Raw genomic sequence first — 22404 nt, 5'->3', positions numbered from 1 at the left:
CCGTCCATCCTGTTCCGTAGGCCGCTTCGAGGTGCCGACGACCTGCGGGAGCCGGGTGCTCGAAGTCCGGCGTCCGCCGCGGGGGCTTCGGGCCGACCGGCGACGTCATCGAGCGCACGACACGAAGCCGAGACCCCGGCGCCCGAGGTCGCGTGAGACGCCGTGAGAACGAGCAGGCCACGAACTCGGTATCCGACCCGAGCTACGAGACCCCACAGGTCCTCGTAGGGTCTCGCGCCGCGTGTCGGAATCTCACGCCGGTCGTCGGATCGTTGTGGGATCCGACATCCGGCATGAGGTACCGCATGTCCCGTCGCGTCGTGGGTGGCGGATTCTCAGTGCGGGTTCAGGTATGGGTCGAGGCGTTAAATCGCCTGGCTGCCAGAGGAGTTCGGCAGGATGTGCGCCGTGGTGTCCGGTGCCGCCTCGGCGGGCAGTGGCTCACGGTGGTCGGCACGCAGTCCGGCGAGAGAGATGTGCAGCAGCCTGTTCCACATGTGCGGGCGGCACTCGTCGGTGACCTGTACGGCGTGTCCCAGGGAGACCAGCAGGAGCAGAAGGTCGTCGGTGGTCACGCCGGGGCGCAGCGCGTCCGTGGCGCGGGCGCGCAGTTCCTCGATGACCAGGCGAAGCTGCTGGATGCCTTCCAGATCGGGGACCGACCACGTCAGTGCGAAGTTCTCCATGATCGCGCTGTGGCGTGCGTAACCGGTGAGGGCTTGCCGGTAGAAGTCGGTCAGGGCCGCCCAGGGGTCTCGGGCCTCGATGGCTGCCTGGCGTGCGGAGTCCGCCCATCTGGTGAAGTCCCTGCGCAGGACTGTCTGGATGAGGTCTTCCTTCTTGGGAAAGTGCCGGTAGAGGGTGCCCATGCCCACTCCGCTGCGGCTGGCGATTTCGCGCACGTCCACCGCGGTGCCCTGTGTGGCCAGGACTTCGGAGGCGGCCTCGATGATCGCGTCCCGATTGCGGATCGCGTCCACGCGCGCGGCGCGGCGCCTCGTGGTGCCTTCCGGTCTTTCCGGTTCTTTCGGTTCTTCCGGTTCGGCCACTGCCATGGGGTCGAGCCTACCGCTTATCCGGAGCACGTGCTCCTCGCGTGCTACTTTGAGGAGCACGTGCTCCGGATAACGAGGGGGAAGCCATGTCCGACCCGTCCACGACCAGCGCGAACGATGTCGCCGTGCCGGACGGCAACACCTGGAACGAGCGGATCATCGCCGAGTTCCGGGCAAACACCGGGTATGTGGCCTGGAGCAGCGAGGCGGAGTTCGCCGCGGGCCGCCCCGTCCCGCCCCGGATGCCCGGCTTCGACGAACGAGGCATGCCGCTCATCCTGGTGCACAACATCGGGGCCAGGAGCGGGCGCAAGCGGATCAACCCGTTGTTCTTCCAGCCGGTCGACAACGGCTGGGCCGTCTTCGGAACCCACGGCGGCAGTCCGCGTGATCCGGCATGGGTCCGCAACCTCATGGCGAACCCGCGGGTCACCGTCGAGGTGGGCACACGGACCGTGCCGGCCATGGCCCGGCTCGCACAGGGAGAAGAGCGTGAGCAACTGTGGGCGAAGGAGGTGGCGCTCGTCCCGAAGTTCGCCGAGTTCGAGGCAACTGCGGGCAGGCAGATCCCCGTTGTCGTGCTGGAGCGCGTAGATGGATAGGGCTTACGCCGTTCCCCCGACTCAACACGATCCAACCCACCAAGAAACCCGGCGGTCGGCCTCGAGCTGCCGTCATGGAGCGCCGACGCGCGCTCGTTTCCAAGGAGCAACCGGCATGACATTCTCCGCAGAATCCGGTCCCGTTCAAGAACTGTTGGACAAGTCCGCCATCACAGAGGTGATCCACACACTCGCGCACGCCATGGATACCCGCGACTGGGATCTGCTCGCGACCCGCTATGCCCCGGAAGCCGAAGGCGACTACGTCAACGCCCATGTCGCCGGCCGTGAGGCGATCATCGCGGGAACCAAAGCGTTCCTCGAACCGCTTGACGCTACCCACCATCTCGTGGGCAATCTCCGAGTCACCGTCGACGTGGATACGGCCACCACCCACGCCACCTTCATCGCCCAGCACGTGCGCGCTGAAGCGACCGGCAGCGGACAGTACATCCTCGGCGGCACCTATCAGGACACTCTCCGCCGCACGGACGCGGACTGGAAAATAACCCGGCGCTGATCGCGACCCTCTCACTCTGGACCGGCCTGCGATCCGCCTTCGACTCTGTTTACACCGGTCCGCACCGCGCGGCGCTCAACAGGCGTTACGACTGGTTCGAGAGAACGGGGCACCCGGGTTATGTGTTCTGGTGGGTCACCGACGGGGTGATACCCACCTGGCGGGACGGGGTCACCAGACTGGAACACCTCCACGACCACGGCCACGCACCGTTCGGCTTCACCTTTCACCACTCATACGATCCAGCCGGAAACCCGACCGAACTCAAAGGCATCGGTGAGCTGTTCTGAGTTTGATGGAGCCCCGCAACCGGTACCGGCGTTCCCGGGACCTACGGTGCGGTCACGTCCGTCGTGTGGGTGTCGTGCCGGTGCTGCGGGCCGAGCACGCGCAACTCGTCCAGCACCGTGGTGTTACCGGGCGGAGGGGTGAAGATCCGCAGGCGCTGGTCCGCCGCGGGCGTCGCCAGTACTTCGCAGTCCAGGTCGATCCTGCCCAGGTCGGGATGCACGAGCCGGTACGGGTGCGACCTGCGCACGGCGACCTCGTGCCGGTCCCACAACGCGGTGAATTCCGGACTCGCGGCCCGGAGCCGCGTCACCAGCGAGCGGGACGCCTCGTCGTCGCCGCGACGGGTCGTCGCGGCCCGCAGGTCGGCGACCAACTGCCGGGCCTGCTCCTCGTGTTCCTCGACCGCGAAGTGACCGCGGACGCCGGGGTCGGTGAACCAGCCGAGCACGATGTTGCGGTCCTGTTCGGCGACCGTGCACACGCACCCGAACAGCGCGAGTGCCAGGTCGTTCTGCGCCAGCAGGTCGCCCAGATCGCTCACCACCTGCACGGGCACGCCCTCCAGGCGGTCGAGGAGGTACCGCAGGCCCGGCCGCAGGTACTCCCCGGCCCGCGCGCCCTCCGGCGGGCGGTGCCCGGCGAGCAGGTACAGGTGGTCCCGCTCGTCCTCGGTCAGCCGCAGCGCGCCCGTCAGCGCGGCGAGCACCTGGACCGAGGGCTGCGGGCCGCGGCCCTGTTCGAGCCGCATGCAGTAGTCGGCCGACATCCCGGCGAGCATCGCGACCTCCTCGCGACGCAGGCCCGGGGTCCGCCGCCTCGGCCCTTCGACGAGCCCGACGTCGCGCGGCGTCAGCCGCTCCCGGGAGCGGCGCAGGAAATCGGCGAGGTCGGGACGGTTCGGAGTCATGTCCCTCTCACCATATCGGTGTCCGGAAAGCGCATCCCGGGACCGCCGGTCCTAGGGCAAGCACTCCGCTTTCGCGGTGCCGGCGACGGCGGCACGATCGGCACATGGCCGTCCAAGGCCTGTCCGACGAGAGGATCGGTGGTCGCACCATGAAGGAATCCGTGCTGGAAGTGCCGGGCGCGCGACTGCGCTACGCCGTCCGCGGCGAGGGCCCCCTGCTCCTGCTCGTCGCCGGGGGCCACCACGGTGTCGACGCGAACGAACCGCTCGCGCGCCACCTCGCCGACCGGTACACCGTCCTCACCTACGACCGGCGCGGCCTGTCGGGGAGCACCACCGACGCCCCCGCGACGACGCTCGCCACGCACGCCGACGACGTCTCCCGCCTGCTCTCCACCCTCACCCCGGAACCCGCACTCGTCTACGGCACCAGCATCGGCGCCCTGATCTCGCTGGAGCTGACCGTCAGGCACGCCGGGCAGGTCGCGGCGGTCGTCGCGCACGAACCGCCCGTCACGCAGCTGCTGCCGGAACCCGGGCGCGCCCTCGCCCTCGGGCAGCTGCTCACCGTCGAGGAGACCTTCAGGGCGCGGGGCCCGGCCCCGGCGATGCGCAGGTTCGCGGCCGACATCGACATCGACCCGAGCGACTGCGAGCCCGACGTCCCAACACGCGCTCCCGGGCCCGACCACCTGCGGAACGCGGAAATCCTCCTCACGCACGACATGCCGGCCATCAGGGCGCACGTCCTCGACGTGGCCGCGCTCAAGGGCTCATCCGCCCGTGTCGTGCCCGCCGCCGGTGAGAACTCGGGCCACCTCTGGCCGCACACGTGCGCCGCGATGCTCGCCGGCGAACTGGGGACACGCCTGGAGACGTTTCCCGGCGGCCACAACGGATACGTCTTCCGCCCGCGCGGAACCGCGGCACGGATCCGCGCGGTGCTCGATTCCTGAGGCGACGCGTCCGGCTCCCCGACATCGCGAAGAAGCACCGTCAAGGTCGGGAGAACGTGGGCATGCACCCCTCGGCCGCCTCCCCTGATGTTGTCGTGGGAGAACAGTCCCCAACGCGGTGAGTCCACCCGCCGGAACGAAGTACCGAAACGGAGCGCCCGGTCGCCTCGGCCGATTCCCGCGCCCTGCTCACCATCGCATTCCGAGCGCGTCCAGCGACGATCCGCTCGGCGGGGAGTTCCGCCCGTGGCCTTCCGGTGCCGGTGATCCATACTCCCGTCCCGGCTGTACGTCCTTGCTCCACCCGTCGAACGCGGTCTCGACGTGTCCGCCGTCACGCGGTGCCGCACACATGGGGCTGCGTGCGGGAGGTGGTCGTCGCGTCGGTAGCCTCCCGATGGACTTTCATTCGCGTCGGCACGAGCACGGAGCCGCCTGTGACGACACGTTCGCTGTTTTCTGCGTCATGCTCGGCCGCAGACCGACCCACTACAGGCGCCGGATCCACTGGGTCGTGCTGTCGCTCGCCACGGGCGTCGGATTTCTCGCCTACCTCTGGTTGGAGGCACCGGGCAGGCGCGCCGCGGTCACCACCACACCGGCGCGGATGCGGCGGGACCCGACGGCGATCGTTTGTGTGGCCGTCGCGGGCTTCCTGGTCGTCACGGGAATCTGACCGCGGTCGCCGCTCGACGCCCCGACCCCACTCCACGAACGAGGGACATCCGTACCAGCGCCGGGTCCTGGGGCTTGCGTCCCTCCAGGAAGGCGAGCAGGAGGGGTCGGCGCCGGCGGCGTTGTGCGCCGGGGTACCGCGCAACTCGAAGCGAACATCGATGGCCCGGCCCTTCGGCCCCGGCAGCCGGGCTTGTTCCCGCGTCTCGTCCACGGTGACCCGATCCGCCGGACGGGCGCCCAAAGCCGCCGTGTCGGCCACCTGCACACCCATGGCGGCACGGGGCCATTCGCCCGCTCCACACCGCGACACCCGGGCCGACCAAGGCGATGATCGCGCAGACCGGGTCCGCGTTGCCGCGTTCGACGCCCGGAGACAGAACCCACCTCACACCGGGGCTACGACCAGGTGTGATAGCCAATTCCCTATCGCTTTCAGGTCGATACTTGTCTTGGACCGGCGAGATTTTCTCCGCTGTACTGGGCGGCATGATCATCATTGACCGGCGGCGCCACGGATGGACCCACAGATTTCGCCCGTGTGGCGTGGCGGCCGTGGGCGTCGTGCTGACCACGCTGGCTACCGGTTGTGGCGTGCTGTCCGACGACAAAGGAACGGTGGCGGCCTCGAAGACCCCCGACAGGAGCGCACCGGCGGCCGTTTCCTCGGCGCCGCCCCCGACCGTGCCCTCGTCGGCGCCTACGATGCGGCCGTCCTCGGCCCCGCCCACCTCGGGACCGGGATCGTCCACGCTCGTCCCCGCGCTCCAGGACTCCGCCGTGCGGGCTGTCGGGCAGAACTCGGCCGCTTCCCTGGTGGCGCTCGACATGCGCAACGGGGAGATCGTATCGACGGTGCATCGACAGGCGGGTATGTCGGGCGCGGTCGCTCCCGGTTCGACGTTCAAAATCGTGACGTCGTCGTTGCTGCTGAGCAAGGGCGTGGTGTCGCCGAACGCGAGTGCTCCGTGCCCGGCGAACTCCACGGTCAACGGTCAGAACTTCCACAACGTCGGCGGCATGTCCATACCGAAGGCAACGTTCCGCGAAGTCTTCTCCCGCTCGTGCAACACCGCGCTCATCGACCTGCGCGGGAAGATCGGGGATCGCGAACTCGCCGACTTCTCCACCAAGTACTTCGGGCTCAACAGCAACGCCTGGAAGGTTGCCGCCGGACAGGGCACCGTGGACGGCGTGGTTCCCGCCGCGGCCGGCGAGAACGACAAGGCCGCCCAGATGATCGGGCAGGGCGGGTTGAAGATGAACCCCCTGACCATGGCCTCCGTCGTAGCCACCGCCGTCACGGGCGAGTTCCATCAACCGATTCTCGAACGCGGCATGGATGTCCATACCGTCAAGGCCAAGCTTCCGAATGGCGTCAGCAGCTCCATCAGGACCATGATGATCGACTGCGCCACCACCGGCGCGGCCAAGGACGTCTTCCGCGGCATGTCCGGTGTCGGTGCCAAGACCGGAACCGCCGAGGTCGGTGACGCCACCAACGGCTGGATGGTCGCCTTTCGCGGCAACATCGCGGCAGCCGTCTACGTCGAGGGCGGTGCGTCGGGCTCCGGTGCTGCCGGCCCCATCATCCGCGACTTCCTGACGGCGGTGGCTCCCACTCGGTGATCACGGGCGAAGCGATCCGCCACCGGAGCGAGCGCTGTTCGTCGGCGTCGCCGGGATCACCCTCGCGCACAGGGCCGCCACGTGAACCCGCCAGGTCATCAACGGCGTCGCCCCCGATGTCGAGCGCACCGCGGTCGTGCCGTCTGCTCGTGATCGCCGCGGTCGTCCGCGCTGTCTCGTGTGCCGGAGCCGATGGCCGGGCGGGTGCCCCGACGCCCTATCGGGTTCCGTCCCCCGGGTCGCCGACCCGCAGATACGTCAACACGGCCAGGACCCGCCGATGGGTGTCGTTGCCCGGCGGGAGGCCGAGTTTGGCGAAGATGTTGCGCACGTGTTTGCCGACGGCCGGTTCGGAGACGGCGAGTTCGCGCATGATCGCGGCGTTGGAGAGTCCTTGGGCGATCAGGGACAGCACTTGTTGTTCGCGGGGGGAGAGGGCGGAGACCGGGTCGGGGCGGCGGCGCAGGAGGCGGGTGACGACTTGCGGGTCGACGGCCGCGCCGCCGGCGGCGACGCGGCGCAAGGTCGCGACGAAGTCCGCGACGTCGACGATGCGGTCCTTGAGGAGGTAGCCGATGGCTCGGCCTCGGCCGGTGGCCAGCAGTTCGGCCGCGCCGTCGGGTTCGATGTACTGGCTCAGGACGACCACGGGCAGGTCCGGGATCTCCTCGCGCAGTTCCAGGGCCGCGTGCAGGCCCTCGTCGGTGAACGCGGGCGGCATGCGCACGTCGGTGATCACCAGGTCCGGCGCGTCCTGGCGTACGGCGTCCTTGAGGGTCGCCCCGTCGGGGACCGCGGTGACCTGGAATCCGAAGCGTTCGAGAAGTTCCGCGAGCCCCGCGCGCAACAGGACGGCGTCTTCGGCGAGGATCACCCGCAGGGGGATCATCCCGCGTTCGGCGTCGTTGCCGCCAGTCGCGGTGTCGATGTGGTCGTTGTTGGCGGCGAGCATGGGATCTCCACGCGGACGAGGGTCGGTCCGCCCGGCGGGCTGGACAGTCGGATGGTGCCGTCGGTGACTCCGACGCGGTCGGCGAGTCCGATCAGGCCGGTGCCGTAGCGGGCGCCGCCGCGTCCGTTGTCGCGGATGTCGATCGTCAGCATGCCGTCGGTCAGCCGCGCGGTGATGTCGGCGCGGTCGGCGCCGCTGTGTTTGAGGGTGTTGGCGAGGGCCTCGGCGGCGGCGAAGTACGCGGCGGTCTCCACCGCTTGCGATGGTCGTTCGGGGAGGTCGATGTCGGTGCCCACGGGCAGGGGACAACATTCGGCGAGTTCGTGCAGCGCGGCGGCGAGCCCGCGTTCGGTCAGCACCTGAGGATGGATACCGCGGATGAGTTCGCGCAGTGCGACCATGAGGTCCTTGGCTTGCTCGTGGGCGCGGGCCACCGCCTGGCCGGCCGGCGTGTCCGGTGGCAGATCGAGCCTGGCCAGGCCCAGTTGCAGGCTGAGGCCGAGCAGTTGCTGCTGTGCGCCGTCGTGGAGATCGCGTTCGATGCGGCGCCGTTCCGCCGCGAAGGCATCCGCGAGCCGGGAGCGGGAGCGGGTGACCTCGACGAGGCGCGTGGCGAGGTGTTCCCGGTGACCGCGGTGCAGGAGCGCCCGGGTGACGCGGGCGTGTGCCAGCGCGAGCACGGAGAGGGCGTACGCGCCGACGAGCAACGCGGCGATGCCCGCGAGGGAGTACGGGAGGGCGTCGGCCACCGTTTCGGCGCGCCCGATCAGCAGAGCGACCGGGCCACTGCTGATCGCGACGATCACCGGCGCGAAGGCCAGTGAGACGGACACGACGGCCCAGACCACCGCGAATGTCCCCAGGGTCGATCCGACCACGGCCACGAGGACGGCACAACCCACATCGCGCCCCGCCCGGGCCCCCGCGTAACACTCGCGGAGGCGCGCCGCCCCCGGAGCGGGCGAGGATGCGTTCCGGGCGGCCGGGGCGGGGTCCGATATCGGCGACAGACGTACGACGCGCAGACGTCTGCGCTCCAGCGCGGCCACGGGCGCGGCGGCGAGCGGCGCCAGGGCGACCGCGGGCAGGCCCGCCACGAGCAGGACGGCCGCGAGTCCGGGATCGCGGTCCCCGAGGGCGAACGCGGCCGTGATCCACGGCGTTGCGATCGCCCCGAACAGTGCCAGCGCCGGCAGACCCACCACGAGACCGGTCGCCACGTACACGGGGCAACGCCAGAGCCAACCGGCGATCAACAACTTTCGGACGGTCGGTGTGGTCGTCGGCGATGTCACGTGTGCCTCCTTCGGGCGACCTCGAGGTGGGTTCGCAGGACACGGTACGGCCCGGAGGGCTCACGTCCGCGCGGCGGCGAGTTCCGCCGGGCGTCCGCGGGTGGTCGTGCGCGCGGTCCAGATCCCGGCCACCCCGGTAACGGCGAAGGCGCCCAGTACGGTGACGCTCAGCATGGCCCACGGCACGACGACGATCGGTGTTCCGGTCGCCTGGGCCGTGCTCTTGGCCATGCCTGCCATGCCCCCGGCGGCGACGAGGCCACCGAGCAGGATCCCGATCGAGGTCACCGCCCAAGCCTCGATCAAGGCCATGCGGACGACCTGGGGTCGTTCGAGACCGCTCAGCCGGGCGACCGCGAACTCGGCGCGGCGCTCGGTGGTGGCGATCACCAGGGCGTTCACGACCCCGATCAGCGCGTACAGGCCGGCGAGACCGAGCAGCACCGCGAAGATCTTGTCGTTGCCCTCCTGTTGCGCGTCGGCCTTGGCGGCGGTCCACTGTGCCACCGTGCTCACGTCGCCGATCCTCGATGCCGAGATCCGCCGCGCGACCTCGCGCGCCGAGGCGCCTTCGGCGACCTTGACGATCGACTCGCCGGGCGAGGCCGCCAGCAGGTCGGCGGGAAGAGCGTCCTTCGAGATCAGGAACTCCTCACCGATGTCGAGGGTCTCGGGCAGGACCGCGACGACACGCAGGGCGAACTCGTGGCCTTCGACCTCCACGGTCACCGAATCGCCGACACGTGGCCCCGAGAAACCCTCCGCCCGCACCGCCGGCCCCACGGCGACGGTTGGTCCGTGCAGGTCCGCGAGCGATCCCGCGGTCGGCACGAGCAACCTGGCCCGTGCGTATGGCAGGCCGTCGACGGCCACCACACGCCGGTCGAACGTGTGCCGGCCGCGCGCCTTGGCTCCGTCGCGAAGGACGCGGGCGGTCACCGAAACCGGTACGGAGATCTGCGTCGCGACGTCCGCGACCCCGGGAACGCCGGCGAGTTCGGCCGCCCGGGCCCCGGTCGAGGACACCACCAGGTCGCCGTGGGTCAGGCGTGCCTGCTCCTCCCCGATCGAGCGGGACAGCACGCCCAACGCGCCCGACAGGCCGAGGATCAGCGACACCAGCACGATCAACGGCGCCGCCACGGAGGCGTTGCGGCGGACCCCGTCGCGAAGGTTGGCCTCGGCGAGCGCTCCCAGGGCGCTGCGCCGCAGCAACAGGCCGAACAGCCGGGCCACCAGCGGCACCACGAGTGGGCTGAGCGCCGACAGCGCGACAGCGCCGACGACGGCCGGCACCATCGCGATCGTCACCGCGCCGATCATGTCGGACGCCTGTCCTCCCGCGACCAACAACGCCGACAACGCCAGGGCCACCGTGCCGATGATCCATCGGCCTGTGGACATGACCCGTGACGCGGCGCCGGTGTCGTGGATCGCCTCCAGCGGCCGCACCCGCCCCGCGCGCCGGCCGGCGTTCCACGAGCCGAGAAGTGCCATGCCCGCTCCCGTGACCGCGGCCACCGACACGGCCCCCCAGTCCCAGTAGCGGGGGGAGAAGCCGGGCGGCACGAAGCCCACGTGTTCCAGCAAGCGCGTCTGCGCCCATGTCGTGACCAGGCCCAGCGGCGCCCCGAACAGCGCGCCGACGACACCCAGCAGCAGGGCCTCGGCGGTCAGCAGCCTGCGCACCCGTCCCCGCGCGGCCCCCAGCACCCGCAACAGCGCCAGGTCACGGCGGCGTTGCGCGACGGCGAACGCACAGGTGGAGCCGACCACGAAAACCGCGAGAAAGACCACCAACGGCACCTGAAGGCCCATCAGCATCGCGGCGCCGACGAAACCTTCGCGCATCTCCTCACGCTCGGCGCGCGGCAGGTCGGCGGGGATGCGAGGGTCCGACGTGGACATCAGGACGAGCAGCGACGACTGCACCAGCGCGACACCCAGGGCGATCGCCACCAGCGCCCCGACGAACAACTGCCAACGCTCGCGCACGGTGCTCAGCGACAAGGTGAACACGGCTCACACCTCCAACGACGCGAGACGCTCGGCGACCCGGTTCGCGGACGGCCGTTCCAGGCGGTCCACCACGCGGCCGTCGCTCAGGAACAGCACGGCGTCGGCCGCCGACGCGGCCATCGGGTCGTGGGTGACCATCACGATGCTCTGACCCGCCCCGTCGACCATGGCCCGCAACAGCGCCAACACCGCGCGCGCCGACGTCGAATCCAGCGCGCCCGTGGGCTCGTCGGCGAACAACACGGCGGGGCGTGTGACCATCGCACGGGCTATCGCCACGCGTTGTTGCTGCCCGCCGGACAATTCCCGGGGCTTGTGCCGCCCACGGTCCGCCAGGCCCACCTCGGCGAGCGCACCGCGTACCCGTTCGCGACGGACTCCGGCACCGGCCAGGCGCAGCGGAAGCGCGACGTTCTGCTCCGCGGACAACGAGGCGACCAGATTGAAGTTCTGGAACACGAAACCGACCGTTCCGCGCCGCAGTCGCGTCAGTCGGCGATCGTCGGCCCCGGTGATGTCCTCGCCGCACAGGGCCACACGTCCGGCGTCGAGGGTGTCCAGCCCCGCGGCGCAGTGCAACAGCGTCGACTTGCCCGATCCCGACGGTCCCATCACCGCGGTCCAGGTCCCGGCCGCGAGCGAGAGATCCACTCCGTCGAGGGCTCGCACCTGTGCGGAACCGACGCCGTACGTCTTGACCGCCCGGTCGAGCCGTACCACCACCGGGTCGGGACGCGGCCCGGCGGCGCACGCCGCCTCGGGCCGGTCCGGCTTCCACTGTGTATTACCGCCCATGGTCGGCGACTTCCTTTCGCCGCCCTGCGGACCTCGCCGAGCGGTGGGACGAGTCCACCAGCATGTCGGTCGCGGAACACGCCGGGAGGCAACCGGATCCCGGGTATGCCCAGGCATACCCGGGACTTCGCCGCACGGTTCGCGGCCGGGGCGGTCGGCTCGAACCGTCCGGGGGCGAAACGCAGCCCGCCGACGGCGTCGATGGGAAGACCGCTTCGCGCGGGTCGCCGTTCCGCGCGCCGGCCGCGGCAGCCGGGTGTCGGCGACCCCGGCCCGCCGGGAGCTCACTGCGGCGGTCCGACGGTCCGCAGGGTGGATTCGGGGCCGAGAGGTGGTTGCCGCGGCCCCGGAATCTCGCAGCTCTCGCCGACCGCTCACTCACGTTTCGGTTACGTGACGCCCGTGGACGTGAGCTGGTGGAAGCGGGTGCCGAGCGGTCTTGCCCGGACCCTGGCACGCGGTACAGCATGATCTTGCGTGACGTCGCCGATCGGAGTTGCCGAGGAAGGGAGCCTGGTCGGCAGTGCCTGGTGGTGTCAGGCGAGCGAGGCGGCGCGGGCGGGGTCGATGGCGTGCCGGAGCGGCCGGTTCCGGGTGAGGAGGCGGAGTTCGTCGAGCACGAGCTGTCCGAGGCGGTGACGTTCGGCGCCCAGGGCGCCGGCCAGGTGGGGTGTCAGGACGACGTTGGGGAGGGTGAACAGTGGCGAGTCGGGGGCGGGGGGTTCGGGGTGCGTTACGTCGAGTACGGCGGTGAGGTCGGGCCTGGCGCGCAGGACCTGCGCGGCGGCGGTCTCGTCGATCAGCGCGCCCCGCGCGGTGTTGATCAGTGTCGCGCCGAGCCCCATGGAGTTCAGCAGTCGTGCCCCGATCGAGCCGCGGGTCTCGGGCAGAAGCGGTGCGTGGAGGCTGACGACGTGACAGGTGGCGAAGAGTTCCTCGGTGGAGATCAGCCGGACTCCCGCGCGCTCGGCGGTGTCCGGGGAGGCGACGGGGTCCGCGGCGAGGACCTCGACGTCGAAGCGGGCGAGGTGGCCGGCGACGAGCCGGCCGATGTGCCCGAGTCCCAACAGGCCAACCCGTGACCGATAGGCGCCCGGGACGTCGGGATCGGTGGGGAAGCGGCGGCTCTGCGCCATCTCCCGCTCGATGCGGTGGGCCTGCTTCAGTCCGAGGAGGACATGGGCGAGGGTGAACTCCGCCACCGGAACGGCATTGGCCGCGGCGGCGGAGACGATCGGGATGTCGCGCTCCCAGAAGGCGGGTGTGGTCAGGTGCCGGACGGATCCCGCCGCGACGAGAACGGCCCGCAGCCGAGGGGCATGTGACAGGAGGGGGCCATCGAGGACGGGCGCGCCCCAGCCCGTGAGCAGAAGGTCGACGGTCCGCAGCACATCGGGGTCCGCGTCGAGCTCGCGCCGGGTGAGGGGCGGTCCCTGCCAGTGCACGAGCCGGCCGATCTCGGCCAGTACTTCGGGCGGGTAGACGTCGGCCCGGCGTTCTTCCTCCATGACCAACAGGGCTGTCGGTGCGGTGGCCGGTTCGTTCATGTCGGGGTGCTCTCCTCGGCCTGTTCGGTGGTCGACCGTCGGCCGGACGGTCGGCGGTTCCTGCTCGGATGTGGACCGTCGGCCGGTCGGTCGGCGGTCCCTGCTCGGAGGTGGTGGCAAGCGTCCGACCGAACGTCGCGGATCGGTGTGGCCTGTGCGTTGTCCGGCCCGTAGCTCGCAGGAACCATACATCGGATCATTGAAATGTCATCGCCGTGACCTTGGATGCCCGATCTTCTCTGTTCGGGTGGCTGTTGTGGAGAGGGAGACGCGCCCTGGGGGGAAGGGCCGTTCCCGCCGATGACCAAGTTGCCCGAGTAAGAGCCGATCTATCGGTCTCGGGTCGTCGATCCCGTCCGTCGGATCGCCTGGGAGGGGTGCGGGAGTGCGCCGGATGAGCACTCTCGTCGGTCGCCAAATCTTTTGTATTCATCGGACTATTGACCGTTTGAATCGGACCCGGTTACCGTCCTGGCAAGCGCTTTCCAGGCCATGTGATGCGGCTGAAACAGGAGTTGTCATGCAGAGATCGCGATGGATCGGGGTAGGGGCTCTCGCCTCGGCACTGATCCTCACCAGCTGTACATCCGGGCCTGCGGGAGTGGATGCCAAGCAGGACTCCAAGGCGCCCCTCGAGCTCTGGACCAGGACGACGCCGGGCGGACCGGGGGAGAAGGGCGCGCTGGAACTCGCCGCCGCCTTCGAGAAGGCCACGGGCTTCAAGGTCGAGGTCACGGCCATCTTCGACGACTTCGAGACCAAACTGCAGCAGCGGGCCGCCCAGAAGAAGCTTCCCGACATCGTCATGAACGACGTGACGCAGATCGGAACCATGCACAGCCAAGGTCTGCTCCGGGAGATCGACCTGGGCAAGATCAAGGACAACAAGCAGATTATCGGACAGGGGCTGGAGTCCGGGAAGAGCCTGGACGGCAAGCAGTACGGACTCCCGTTTTCCGCGCAGGCGTCCGCGTTGCTGATCCGCAAGGACTGGCGCGAGAAGCTGAAGCTCGACGTCCCGCGGACCTGGGACGACTTCGCCGCGATGGCCGCCGCGTTCACCACCCAGGACCCCGACGGTGACGGCAAGAACAACACCGCCGGGCTCGCCGCCCCGCTGTCCACCAAGCGCGGCTACGCCTCCTGGTACTTCTCCAACTTCCTCTGGGCCGCGGGCGGCGACTTCATCACCGAGGCGGGGAAGGGCAAGTACAAGCCGGCGATGACCACCACTGCGTCCGTGCAGGCCATGCAGTGGTTCCGCGACCTGGGGTGCAAGGCCAAGGCCATCCAGCCCGGCGCCGTGACCATGGACACCCCGCCGACGAACGAGACGTTCGAGGCGGGCAAAGCCGGCATGTACGTCGTCGGCCCGTACCTGCTGCCCCGCTTCGACAAGTCCCTCGGCGCGGACAAGTACGAGGTCGTGCCGATGCCCAAGGGGCCGAAGGACGCCACCGTCCTCGCCGAGGGCAGCTCCATCTACCTGATGGCCGGCTCCGACAACCGGGCCGGCCAGGACGCCTTCGCCGGCTTCGCGGTTTCCGTCGAAGGGCAGAAGAAGGGGATGGAGGGCACCACCGGCTACACCGTGCAGATTCCCGTCAACACCACCGTGGACATCTCCCAGATCCGCCCCGACCCGCGCTGGAAGACCTACGCCCAGGCGTACCAGGACTCCGGGCGGTACGCGCCCGCCATCCCGAACTGGACGCCGGTGCGGCAGGTGACGGCGGACGCGGTGAACGCGCTGATGGCGGACTGCGGCCTCGACATCAACGCCAAGATGCGTGAGCTCGACAAGCAGCTCGCCGACATCCTCAAGGAGCAGGGGATCGCCGCGTCATGAGCCTCGACCAGGCGGAGCCGGGCGCCCTGCCGGCGGCCGGCCCCGCCCCGCGAAAAGTGGGCCGCCGGGGCGGCGGGGCCGCCGACCGCCGGGTGCGCGGCCGCAGAGGAGGCCGGTGGTGGACGCCCTGGCTGTTCCTCGCCCCGGCGCTGATCCTCTCCCTGTACTTCAAGTTCATCCCCATGGTCAACGCGGTGACCATGTCCTTCCAGGAGGTTCAGCCCTACCTGGGAAACCGGTGGGTCGGCACCGACAACTACAGCACGGTGTTGCAGTCCCACGGGTTCCGCGAGGCCGTATGGCACACGATCGTCCTCGCCGTCGGCCAGACCTTCGGCGCGATGGCGCTCGGCTTCGCACTGGCCCTGCTGATGGAGGGGCAGAGCCGTCGACTGGGATTCGTGCGCTCCGCCGCGTTCCTTCCGGTGGTGGTGCCGATGGCGGTCGTCGCCGAACTGTGGCGGATCATGTACCACCCGACCGGCGACGGCATGCTCAACTCCATTCTCGCTCTGGCGGGAATGGGCCCGTCGGGGTTCATCAACGACCCCGACACCTCGATGGCCTCCATCATGGTCACCGGCATCTGGCGCGGCGCCCCCTACGACATGATGATCTTCCTCGCCGGTCTGACGAGTGTGGACCGCGGTCTGTACGAGGCGGCCAGGGTCGACGGTGCCTCCCGGTGGCAGCGGGTGCGGCACGTGACGGTGCCCGGGCTGCGTTCGGTGTTCTCGATCCTGTTCATCCTCGCCGCGATTCGCGGACTACGCGTGTTCACCGAGGTGTTCCTGCTGACCAACGGCGGGCCCAACGGCTCCACCGAGGTCGTCATGACCCTCATCTACAAGCTCGGGCTCGAGCAGAACCGGCTCGGTGTCGGTGCGGCGGGAGCGGTCCTGCTGTTCGTCGCGACGCTGATCCTGACCGTCATCGTCCAACTGCTGCGGCGGAGGGAGAGCAAGTGAGCGAGTCGACCGAAACCGCGCTGGGCCTGACCGAGAGCCGCAGCATCGGCGGACGGATTCTGAAGGCCGTCGTCTACCTCCTGGTCCTGACCATGTTCGCGGGTCCGCTGCTGGCCCTGCTCGTCGGCGCCTTCGGCGACATCAAGGACCCGACGCAGCTGAGCATCGTGCCCTCGGGCTTCACGTTGGAGAACTTCGACATAGCCTTCGACCAGGGGGTGCTCAAGTATCTGCTGAACTCCTTCTTCGTCGTCGGCTTCGGGCTGCTGCTCCAGGTGTCCGTCTCCGTCCTGGCCGGATACGCGCTGGCCAGGAAGGTCTTCCCGGGAATGACGCTGGCGCTCGTCGCCATCCTGGCGACGCTGATGCTGCCCGAGGAGATCCTGGCCCTCCCGCTGTCCGTCATTCTTTCCGACCTGCCGGTCGTGCACTTCAACCTCATCGGCACCCTCGCCGGCATGATCGTCCCGCTGGGCGCCTGGGGATTCTCCATCCTGGTGATGACCGAGTTCATGAAGGACGTGCCGCGCGAACTCGAGGAGGCGGCGCGCATCGACGGCGCCGGGGACTTCCGGATCTTCGCCCAGATCATCCTGCCGATGTGCAAGCCCGCGCTCGGCGTCATCGGGGTCTTCGGCTTCACGATGATCTGGGACCAGTACCTGCTGCCCCTGCTCGTGGCCACCGACTCGTCCTCGTACACGCTGCCGCTGGCGCTGCGGACCCTGCGGATCGACCCGGCCGTGACCCCCGGAGTGGTGATGGCCGCCTCCCTGTTGGCCCTGCTGCCCTCTGTGATCGTCTTCCTGTTCTTCCAGCGGTCCTTCGTCAGCGGTCTGTCCTCCGGGGCGCTGAAGGGCTGACCCGCACACCCGTCGGCTCCGCCCCCACCCCCTCCCGTACGACCAGCCCGACGCGCACCGAAAAGCCACCGCGCGCCGACGGCCGACGAGAAAGAGCGATTCCCCATGACCGCGAGCGCTGACACCCCGCAGGCGCATCCGTCCGCGACCCCGGATCCCGAGGCAGGCCCGGAGACGAACTGGTTCACCACCGCCCGGTTCGGCATGTTCGTGCACTGGGGTCTGTACTCCCTCGCCGCACGGCACGAGTGGGTGAAGAACCGCGAGGAACTGACCGACGAGCAGTACCAGGTGTACTTCGACCACTTCGACCCCGATCGCTACGACCCCGCCGAGTGGGCCAGGGCGGCCAAGGCCGCGGGCATGCGGTACGTCGTGCTCACCACCAAGCACCACGACGGCTTCTGCCTGTGGGACAGCGCCCTCACCGAGTACAAGGTCACCAACACCCCGTACGGCCGTGACCTCGTGGGGCCGTTCGTCGAGGCGTGCCGCGCCGAGGGGCTCAAGGTCGGCCTCTACCACTCGCTGATCGACTGGCACCATCCGTCCTTCCCCGTGGACGGCACCCACCCGCAGCGCGACGACGAGGCGTTCAAGGCCGCCAACGCCGACCGGGACATCCGCGAGTACCAGCGCTATCTGCACGGCCAGGTCCGCGAACTGCTGACCTCGTTCGGACGGATCGACTACCTGTTCTTCGACTTCTCGTATGCCGAGCGCTCCTGGTGGGGCGGCAAGGGACCCGACGACTGGGACTCCCCGCAGCTCCTGCGGACGATTCGCGAACTGCAACCGCACGTCCTCGTCAACGACCGGACCGGCCTTCCCGGGGACTTCGTCACCCCCGAGCAGTACCAGCCGTCCGGTCCGATGACCGAGAACGGGCGACCCGTGGTGTGGGAAGCCTGCCAGACGCTCAACGGCAGTTGGGGCTACGACCGGGACAACCGGGACCACAAGAGCCCCGACCTGCTGATCCGCATGCTCGTCGACGGGGTGTCCAAGGGCGGCAACCTGCTGCTCAACGTGGGGCCCGACGGTCGTGGCGCGCTCGACCCGCGCGACACCGCGATCCTCGACGAGATCGGTCGGTGGATGCAGCTGCACGAGCGGTCGATTCGCGACTGCGGCCCCTCCTCGTACACCGCCCCCGCCGAATGCCGGTACACCCAACGCGGCGACCGGCTCTACGTGCACCTGTTCGCCTGGCCGATGCGTCACCTGCACCTGCCGGGCCTGGCCGGCCGGGTGCGCTACGCCCAACTGCTCAACGACGCGTCCGAGATCATCCCGGTCCACATCGACCCGGACCGGCCCGCGGTCAACACCGAGATGGGCGGCCAGCCCGCCGGAACGCTGACGCTCCAGATCCCGGTCGGGCGCCCGGACACCCCCGTACCGGTCATCGAACTGTTCCTGGACGCCCAGGCAACCCGGGACGCCGGGGACACCACCCGCGACACCCCGACCGCCGGCTGATCGGAAGCCGGAACACGGTCCGTACCTCCACCACATCCTCACGGAGGCACCATGCAACGCCGCACGTTCCTCATGGGTACCGCGGCAGGGGTGGCGCTTGCCGCCGCCCCCGTCGGCGGAGCGCTGACCGCGAGCGCGAGCGCGGCCCCGAAGACCGTCCGCACATTGGACGAGTTCCAGGCCGCGATCGACCGGGCACGACCCGGCGACCGGATCGTGGTGGCCGACGGGACCTACACCGTCCCCTCGGACCGCCCGCTCACCATTCGGAACAAGCAGGGCACCGGGCGCGCGCCCATCACCATCGCGGCCCGGACGCAGGGCGGCGTCATCCTGGAAGGCGAGCACAGCTTCGTCTTCGAAGCGTCCGGCCACATCACCCTCGACGGCTTCTCCTTCCGGCAGCGGAACACGCTGGACATACCCCCGGACTGCTCGCACATCAGGCTCACCCGCAACGACATCCACCTGGCCGACATCGAGGGCGTGCACTGGGTGATGGTGCGCGCGGACGACAGCACGGTCGACCACAACCACTTCCACGGCAAGAGCACCCTCGGCATCTACCTCGGCATCGAGGGCGCGAACACCGAGGAAATGGCCCAGCGCGTCCACGTGTACCGCAACTACTTCTCCGACCACACCTTCACCGGCTCCAACGGCGGCGAACCGATCCGGCTCGGCGTCAGCCCCCGCGCCCTGTCCAGCGCCCACGCGATCGTGGAGTACAACCTGTTCGAGCGGGCCAACGGGGACCCCGAGGCGATCTCGGTGAAGAGTTCGGACAACACCATCCGGTACAACACCATCCGCAACAGTTTCGGCGGGATCGTACTGCGGCACGGCAACCGCAACCGGGTGGAGGCCAACCACTTCATCGACGGCACCGAAGGCGTGCGGATCTATGGCAACGACCATGTGATCGTCAACAACCACCTCTCCGGCCTGGCCGGGCGCGCCCTGGTGATCGGCAGCGGATCGGAGCGCGATCACCTGCCCGGCGAGACGCCCGAGGCGCGCCGCGGCAACGACGCCCCCGACCGCATCCTGATCGCGCACAACACCCTGGTGAACAACGGCGGCACGATCTCCGGCGAGAGCCAGCGCCCGCACGAGCCGCGCGACGTCACCGTCGCCGACAACCTGCTCGTCGCGGACACGGGCCAACTGGTCGCGATGGCGAACACCATGCGCTTCACCTGGTCGGGCAATCTCCTGTGGGGCGCCGCCGCGGACGGCAACATCCCCGCGGGCGGCGGTACCCGGGTCGACCCGAAGCTGGTGAAGGACGCGTACGGCATCGCCCGTCCGGCCGCCGGCAGCCCCGCGATCGACGCCGGCACGCCGCGCCGGCCGCGCATCACGCACGACATCGACGGACAGCCCCGCACCAGGACGCCGGACGTGGGCGCGCACGAATACTGCCGCCGGGCGCCGAGGCGCGGACCCCTGACCCCGGCCGACGTCGGTCCCCGGGCCGACTGAACGCGCACCCGCCCACTTCGATCCAGGAGGCACCATGCAACGACGCACGTTCCTCAAAGGCTCCGCCGTGGCCGCACTCGCCGCGGTACCCCTCACCACCTCGCTGTCGGGCAGCGCGTCGGCGGCCGATATCCCGGTCGCCTCCCTCGCGGCGCTCCAGAGCGCGATCAACGGCGCCGCGCCCGGTGACCGGATCGTCGTCGCCGACGGAACCTACACGGTCCCCCCGGGCGGCTCGATCAACGTCTCCGGCAAGAACGGCACGAGCGCCGCACCCATCACCATCGTGTCCAAGACGCGCGGCGGTGTGGTGCTGCAGGGCGCACGCGGCTTCGTGCTCGGCAATTCGAGCAACATCGTCATCAGCGGCTTCGCCTTCCGGCAGAGCACCACGCTCGAGATCCCGACGACCTGCTCGGCGATCCGGCTGACTCGCAACGACTTCCAGTTCGCGGACAGCGGCGATCCGTACTGGGTCGTCGTACGGGCGAACGACACGAAGATCGACCGGAACCATTTCCACAACAAGACCACCACGGGCATCTTCATCGTCGTCGACGGTCCCGGCAAGACCGACATGGCGCAGAACGTGCAGATCTTCCGCAACCACTTCTCCGACCACAGCTTCACCGGGGACAACGGCGGCGAGCCCATCCGCTTCGGCGTCAGCGGCCGGGCCCTGGCCGACGCCGGCGGAAAGGTGGAGTACAACCTGTTCGAGCGCTGCGACGGCGACCCCGAGGCGATCTCGGTGAAGTCCTCGGGCAACACCATCCGGTACAACACCATCCGCGACAGCCGCGGCGGCATCGTGCTGCGGCACGGCAACGGTTCGACGGTGGAGGGCAACTACCTGATCGGCGGCATCGACGGGGTGCGGATCTACGGCAACGACCATGTGATCGTGAACAACTACCTCAGCGGGCTGTCCGGCCGGGCCCTGGTGGTCGGCAGCGGCAGCACCCGTGACCACACCCCGAGTGAGACGGAGACCCAGCGGCGGGGCAACGACGCCTGCGACCGCGCGGTGATCGCGCACAACTCCCTGATCAACAACACCGGCATGCTGTCGGGCGAGACGCGGGCGTTCGAGCCGCAGGACGTGACGATCGCCGACAACCTGCTGGTCGGCGACTCCGGCAGCCTGGTCGCCATGGGAGCCACCTCCGGCTTCACCTGGCAGAGCAACCTGCTGTGGGGGGCGGCCGCCAACGGCAACATCCCCGCCGGAAGCTTCATCCGGGCCGACCCCCGGCTCGGTCAGGGCGCGGACGGTGTTCTGCGGCTCACGGCGAGCAGCCCGGCGATCGGCGCGGCCACGCTGGGTGGCATCGTCCTGGCCGACGACATCGACGGGGACCAGCGCGGCAGCGTACGGGACATCGGTGCCGACGAGTACGCGACGACGCCCGCACTCCGGCACCCCCTCACCGCCGCGGACGTGGGCCCGAACGCCCCCTGAGCGACCACCGGTGACGGGGCACCGCACACCTGACCGGTCCGTCCACCCGACCCCGCCGGTCAATCCGATCCGGTCCGCCCGACCCTCGTGCGGGCGGACCGAGTCGGATCCGCGCAGGGCGATCGCAGACCATCCGCAGGCCGACCGCAGGAAGGCAGGGCCATGACCGAGGAGAGCACCCGGAGCGCGGCGGAGCGCCCCCCGTTCCGCCCGCAGGCCGGGCCGGATACCCGGCAGACCCGTCTGGGCCTGTGCTCGGTCACCTTCCGCCGGCTGCCCGCCGCCGAGGTCGCGCGACACGCGGCCGACGCGGGCCTGGAAGTGATCGAGTGGGGGGCGGACGTGCACGCGCCCGCGGGGGAGCCCGGCGCGGTCCGCGCGGTCCGTGAGGTCTCCGACCGCTACGGGCTGGTCTGTTGCTCGTACGGTTCGTACTTTCGCGCCACTCCCGCCGAGTCGGCCGCGTTCCCCGCTGTCGCCCGGGCCGCCGTTCTGCTCGGGGCACCCCGGGTGCGGGTCTGGGCGGGCGGTACCGGATCGCGGTCCGCCCTGCCGGACGAGCGGCGCGAAACCGTGCGCTGCCTGCGGGAGGCGGCCCGGATCGCCGCGGACCACGGCCTGGAGCTCGCGCCGGAGCTCCACGGCGGAACACTCACCGACACCGTCGCCTCGACCGTCCGGCTGCTGGACGAGGTGGGCGCGGACAACGTCCGCACGTACTGGCAGCCGCCGCAGGACACCCCCGACGAGCAGGCGCTGGCAGGGCTCGTCGAACTCGGCGACCGGGTCACCGCCGTGCATGTCTTCTCGTGGTGGCCGGGCAACAACCGGCTGCCGCTGGCGGACCGCCGGGACCTGTGGACCGCGGCCCTCGGCCTGTTGGCGGGCCGGGGTGTCGAGGCGCTCCTGGAGTTCGTACCCGGCGACGACCCCGCGGTGCTGGCGCGCGAGGCCGAGACCCTGAGGCGTGCCGCAGCACAAGCCTCCTCGATCCGACGTGGTCGACCGTGATCCGGCGGGTCACGAGTGAGATGTCCCGTCGCCCGCCCACC

The 22404-nt window shown here is 70.0% G+C and carries 19 protein-coding genes and 1 pseudogene; 13 read left to right on the top strand and 7 right to left on the bottom strand.

The features are described from left to right. Positions 1–365: 365 nt before the first annotated feature. Positions 366–1055: a helix-turn-helix domain-containing protein gene (locus tag OG948_RS39270; protein ID WP_331769758.1), complete on the bottom strand. Its 690-nt coding sequence runs from the start codon at positions 1053–1055 to the stop codon at positions 366–368. An 86-nt stretch (positions 1056–1141) separates the two neighbouring features. Between OG948_RS39270 and OG948_RS39265 the strand changes: the two genes are divergently transcribed. The 3 genes and pseudogenes from OG948_RS39265 to OG948_RS39255 all read left to right on the top strand — a co-directional run. Then, positions 1142–1657: a nitroreductase family deazaflavin-dependent oxidoreductase gene (locus tag OG948_RS39265; protein WP_331769757.1), complete on the top strand. Its 516-nt coding sequence runs from the start codon at positions 1142–1144 to the stop codon at positions 1655–1657. Continuing rightward, the gene (locus tag OG948_RS39260; RefSeq protein WP_331769756.1) at positions 1650–2177 is read left to right on the top strand and encodes a nuclear transport factor 2 family protein; all 528 of its coding nucleotides are present in this window, start codon (positions 1650–1652) and stop codon (positions 2175–2177) included. Before OG948_RS39265 ends, OG948_RS39260 begins: the two co-directional genes overlap by 8 nt. Further along, positions 2171–2467, top strand: a pseudogene (locus tag OG948_RS39255) (DUF3291 domain-containing protein); the annotation flags it as partial. The gene OG948_RS39260 and the pseudogene OG948_RS39255, both read left to right, overlap by 7 nt. Before the next feature lie 41 nt (positions 2468–2508). Here OG948_RS39255 and OG948_RS39250 read toward each other — a convergent pair. Next, positions 2509–3375, bottom strand: coding sequence for a helix-turn-helix transcriptional regulator (locus OG948_RS39250; protein WP_331769755.1), 867 nt, complete (start codon positions 3373–3375; stop codon positions 2509–2511). Positions 3376–3479: 104 nt separating this feature from the next. Between OG948_RS39250 and OG948_RS39245 the strand changes: the two genes are divergently transcribed. The 3 genes from OG948_RS39245 (at position 3480) to OG948_RS39235 (ending at position 6635) form a co-directional block, all read left to right on the top strand. Continuing rightward, positions 3480–4331 carry an alpha/beta hydrolase gene (locus OG948_RS39245; protein ID WP_331769754.1) on the top strand — a complete coding sequence of 284 codons (852 nt, stop codon included), beginning with the start codon at positions 3480–3482 and terminating at the stop codon, positions 4329–4331. 397 nt (positions 4332–4728) lie between these two features. Continuing rightward, positions 4729–5007, top strand: a complete 279-nt coding sequence (locus OG948_RS39240; RefSeq protein ID WP_331769753.1) for a hypothetical protein — start codon at positions 4729–4731, stop codon at positions 5005–5007. A gap of 329 nt (positions 5008–5336) precedes the next feature. Further along, complete coding sequence (locus OG948_RS39235) at positions 5337–6635, top strand: penicillin-binding transpeptidase domain-containing protein (protein ID WP_331769752.1); 1299 nt, start codon at positions 5337–5339, stop codon at positions 6633–6635. 217 nt (positions 6636–6852) lie between these two features. Here OG948_RS39235 and OG948_RS39230 read toward each other — a convergent pair whose 3' ends face one another. The 5 genes from OG948_RS39230 to OG948_RS39210 all read right to left on the bottom strand — a co-directional run bounded on the left by OG948_RS39230 (position 6853) and on the right by OG948_RS39210 (position 13243). Then, positions 6853–7524, bottom strand: coding sequence for a response regulator transcription factor (locus OG948_RS39230; RefSeq protein WP_331773444.1), 672 nt, complete (start codon positions 7522–7524; stop codon positions 6853–6855). Beyond that, the gene (locus tag OG948_RS39225) at positions 7521–8882 is read right to left on the bottom strand and encodes a sensor domain-containing protein (protein ID WP_331769751.1); all 1362 of its coding nucleotides are present in this window, start codon (positions 8880–8882) and stop codon (positions 7521–7523) included. The genes OG948_RS39230 and OG948_RS39225 overlap by 4 nt, the downstream gene beginning before the upstream one ends. Before the next feature lie 60 nt (positions 8883–8942). Continuing rightward, positions 8943–10901: an FtsX-like permease family protein gene (locus OG948_RS39220; RefSeq protein WP_331769750.1), complete on the bottom strand. Its 1959-nt coding sequence runs from the start codon at positions 10899–10901 to the stop codon at positions 8943–8945. 3 nt (positions 10902–10904) lie between these two features. Further along, positions 10905–11696, bottom strand: coding sequence for an ABC transporter ATP-binding protein (locus OG948_RS39215; RefSeq protein ID WP_331769749.1), 792 nt, complete (start codon positions 11694–11696; stop codon positions 10905–10907). Between the two features lie 536 nt (positions 11697–12232). After that, on the bottom strand, positions 12233–13243 hold the full coding sequence (locus tag OG948_RS39210; protein WP_331769748.1) for a hydroxyacid dehydrogenase: 1011 nt from the start codon (positions 13241–13243) through the stop codon (positions 12233–12235). A 520-nt stretch (positions 13244–13763) separates the two neighbouring features. Here OG948_RS39210 and OG948_RS39205 point away from each other — a divergent pair. The 7 genes from OG948_RS39205 to OG948_RS39175 all read left to right on the top strand — a co-directional run bounded on the left by OG948_RS39205 (position 13764) and on the right by OG948_RS39175 (position 22363). Continuing rightward, positions 13764–15092 carry a sugar ABC transporter substrate-binding protein gene (locus OG948_RS39205; RefSeq protein WP_331769747.1) on the top strand — a complete coding sequence of 443 codons (1329 nt, stop codon included), beginning with the start codon at positions 13764–13766 and terminating at the stop codon, positions 15090–15092. After that, positions 15089–16060: a sugar ABC transporter permease gene (locus tag OG948_RS39200; protein WP_331769746.1), complete on the top strand. Its 972-nt coding sequence runs from the start codon at positions 15089–15091 to the stop codon at positions 16058–16060. The genes OG948_RS39205 and OG948_RS39200 overlap by 4 nt, the downstream gene beginning before the upstream one ends. Beyond that, a complete protein-coding gene (locus tag OG948_RS39195; protein ID WP_331769745.1) occupies positions 16057–16923 on the top strand; it encodes a carbohydrate ABC transporter permease in 867 nt (288 codons plus the stop codon). The genes OG948_RS39200 and OG948_RS39195 overlap by 4 nt, the downstream gene beginning before the upstream one ends. Before the next feature lie 105 nt (positions 16924–17028). Continuing rightward, complete coding sequence (locus OG948_RS39190; RefSeq protein ID WP_331769744.1) at positions 17029–18405, top strand: alpha-L-fucosidase; 1377 nt, start codon at positions 17029–17031, stop codon at positions 18403–18405. A 51-nt stretch (positions 18406–18456) separates the two neighbouring features. Continuing rightward, positions 18457–19890, top strand: coding sequence for a polysaccharide lyase 6 family protein (locus OG948_RS39185; protein ID WP_331769743.1), 1434 nt, complete (start codon positions 18457–18459; stop codon positions 19888–19890). 34 nt (positions 19891–19924) lie between these two features. Next, positions 19925–21352 (top strand): polysaccharide lyase 6 family protein, encoded by a 1428-nt coding sequence (locus OG948_RS39180; RefSeq protein ID WP_331769742.1) that lies wholly within the window; start codon positions 19925–19927, stop codon positions 21350–21352. Positions 21353–21514: 162 nt separating this feature from the next. Continuing rightward, positions 21515–22363: a TIM barrel protein gene (locus OG948_RS39175; protein ID WP_331769741.1), complete on the top strand. Its 849-nt coding sequence runs from the start codon at positions 21515–21517 to the stop codon at positions 22361–22363. Positions 22364–22404: the final 41 nt, after the last annotated feature.

The sequence above is a fragment of the Embleya sp. NBC_00888 genome (genome assembly GCF_045207655.1).
Classification (GTDB): Bacteria; Actinomycetota; Actinomycetes; order Streptomycetales; family Streptomycetaceae; genus Embleya.
Note: the sequence above shows the minus strand (reverse complement) of the source record. Positions and strands in the feature narration are given on the sequence as shown.

Coding starts and splice junctions, on each gene's coding strand:
- OG948_RS39270 (WP_331769758.1), bottom strand. CDS start 1,055: ATGGCAGTGGCCGAACCGGAAGAACCGAAAGAACCGGAAAGACCGGAA.
- OG948_RS39265 (WP_331769757.1), top strand. CDS start 1,142: ATGTCCGACCCGTCCACGACCAGCGCGAACGATGTCGCCGTGCCGGAC.
- OG948_RS39260 (WP_331769756.1), top strand. CDS start 1,650: ATGGATAGGGCTTACGCCGTTCCCCCGACTCAACACGATCCAACCCAC.
- OG948_RS39250 (WP_331769755.1), bottom strand. CDS start 3,375: ATGACTCCGAACCGTCCCGACCTCGCCGATTTCCTGCGCCGCTCCCGG.
- OG948_RS39245 (WP_331769754.1), top strand. CDS start 3,480: ATGGCCGTCCAAGGCCTGTCCGACGAGAGGATCGGTGGTCGCACCATG.
- OG948_RS39240 (WP_331769753.1), top strand. CDS start 4,729: ATGGACTTTCATTCGCGTCGGCACGAGCACGGAGCCGCCTGTGACGAC.
- OG948_RS39235 (WP_331769752.1), top strand. CDS start 5,337: ATGATCGCGCAGACCGGGTCCGCGTTGCCGCGTTCGACGCCCGGAGAC.
- OG948_RS39230 (WP_331773444.1), bottom strand. CDS start 7,524: ATGATCCCCCTGCGGGTGATCCTCGCCGAAGACGCCGTCCTGTTGCGC.
- OG948_RS39215 (WP_331769749.1), bottom strand. CDS start 11,696: ATGGGCGGTAATACACAGTGGAAGCCGGACCGGCCCGAGGCGGCGTGC.
- OG948_RS39210 (WP_331769748.1), bottom strand. CDS start 13,243: ATGAACGAACCGGCCACCGCACCGACAGCCCTGTTGGTCATGGAGGAA.
- OG948_RS39205 (WP_331769747.1), top strand. CDS start 13,764: ATGCAGAGATCGCGATGGATCGGGGTAGGGGCTCTCGCCTCGGCACTG.
- OG948_RS39200 (WP_331769746.1), top strand. CDS start 15,089: ATGAGCCTCGACCAGGCGGAGCCGGGCGCCCTGCCGGCGGCCGGCCCC.
- OG948_RS39190 (WP_331769744.1), top strand. CDS start 17,029: ATGACCGCGAGCGCTGACACCCCGCAGGCGCATCCGTCCGCGACCCCG.
- OG948_RS39185 (WP_331769743.1), top strand. CDS start 18,457: ATGCAACGCCGCACGTTCCTCATGGGTACCGCGGCAGGGGTGGCGCTT.
- OG948_RS39180 (WP_331769742.1), top strand. CDS start 19,925: ATGCAACGACGCACGTTCCTCAAAGGCTCCGCCGTGGCCGCACTCGCC.
- OG948_RS39175 (WP_331769741.1), top strand. CDS start 21,515: ATGACCGAGGAGAGCACCCGGAGCGCGGCGGAGCGCCCCCCGTTCCGC.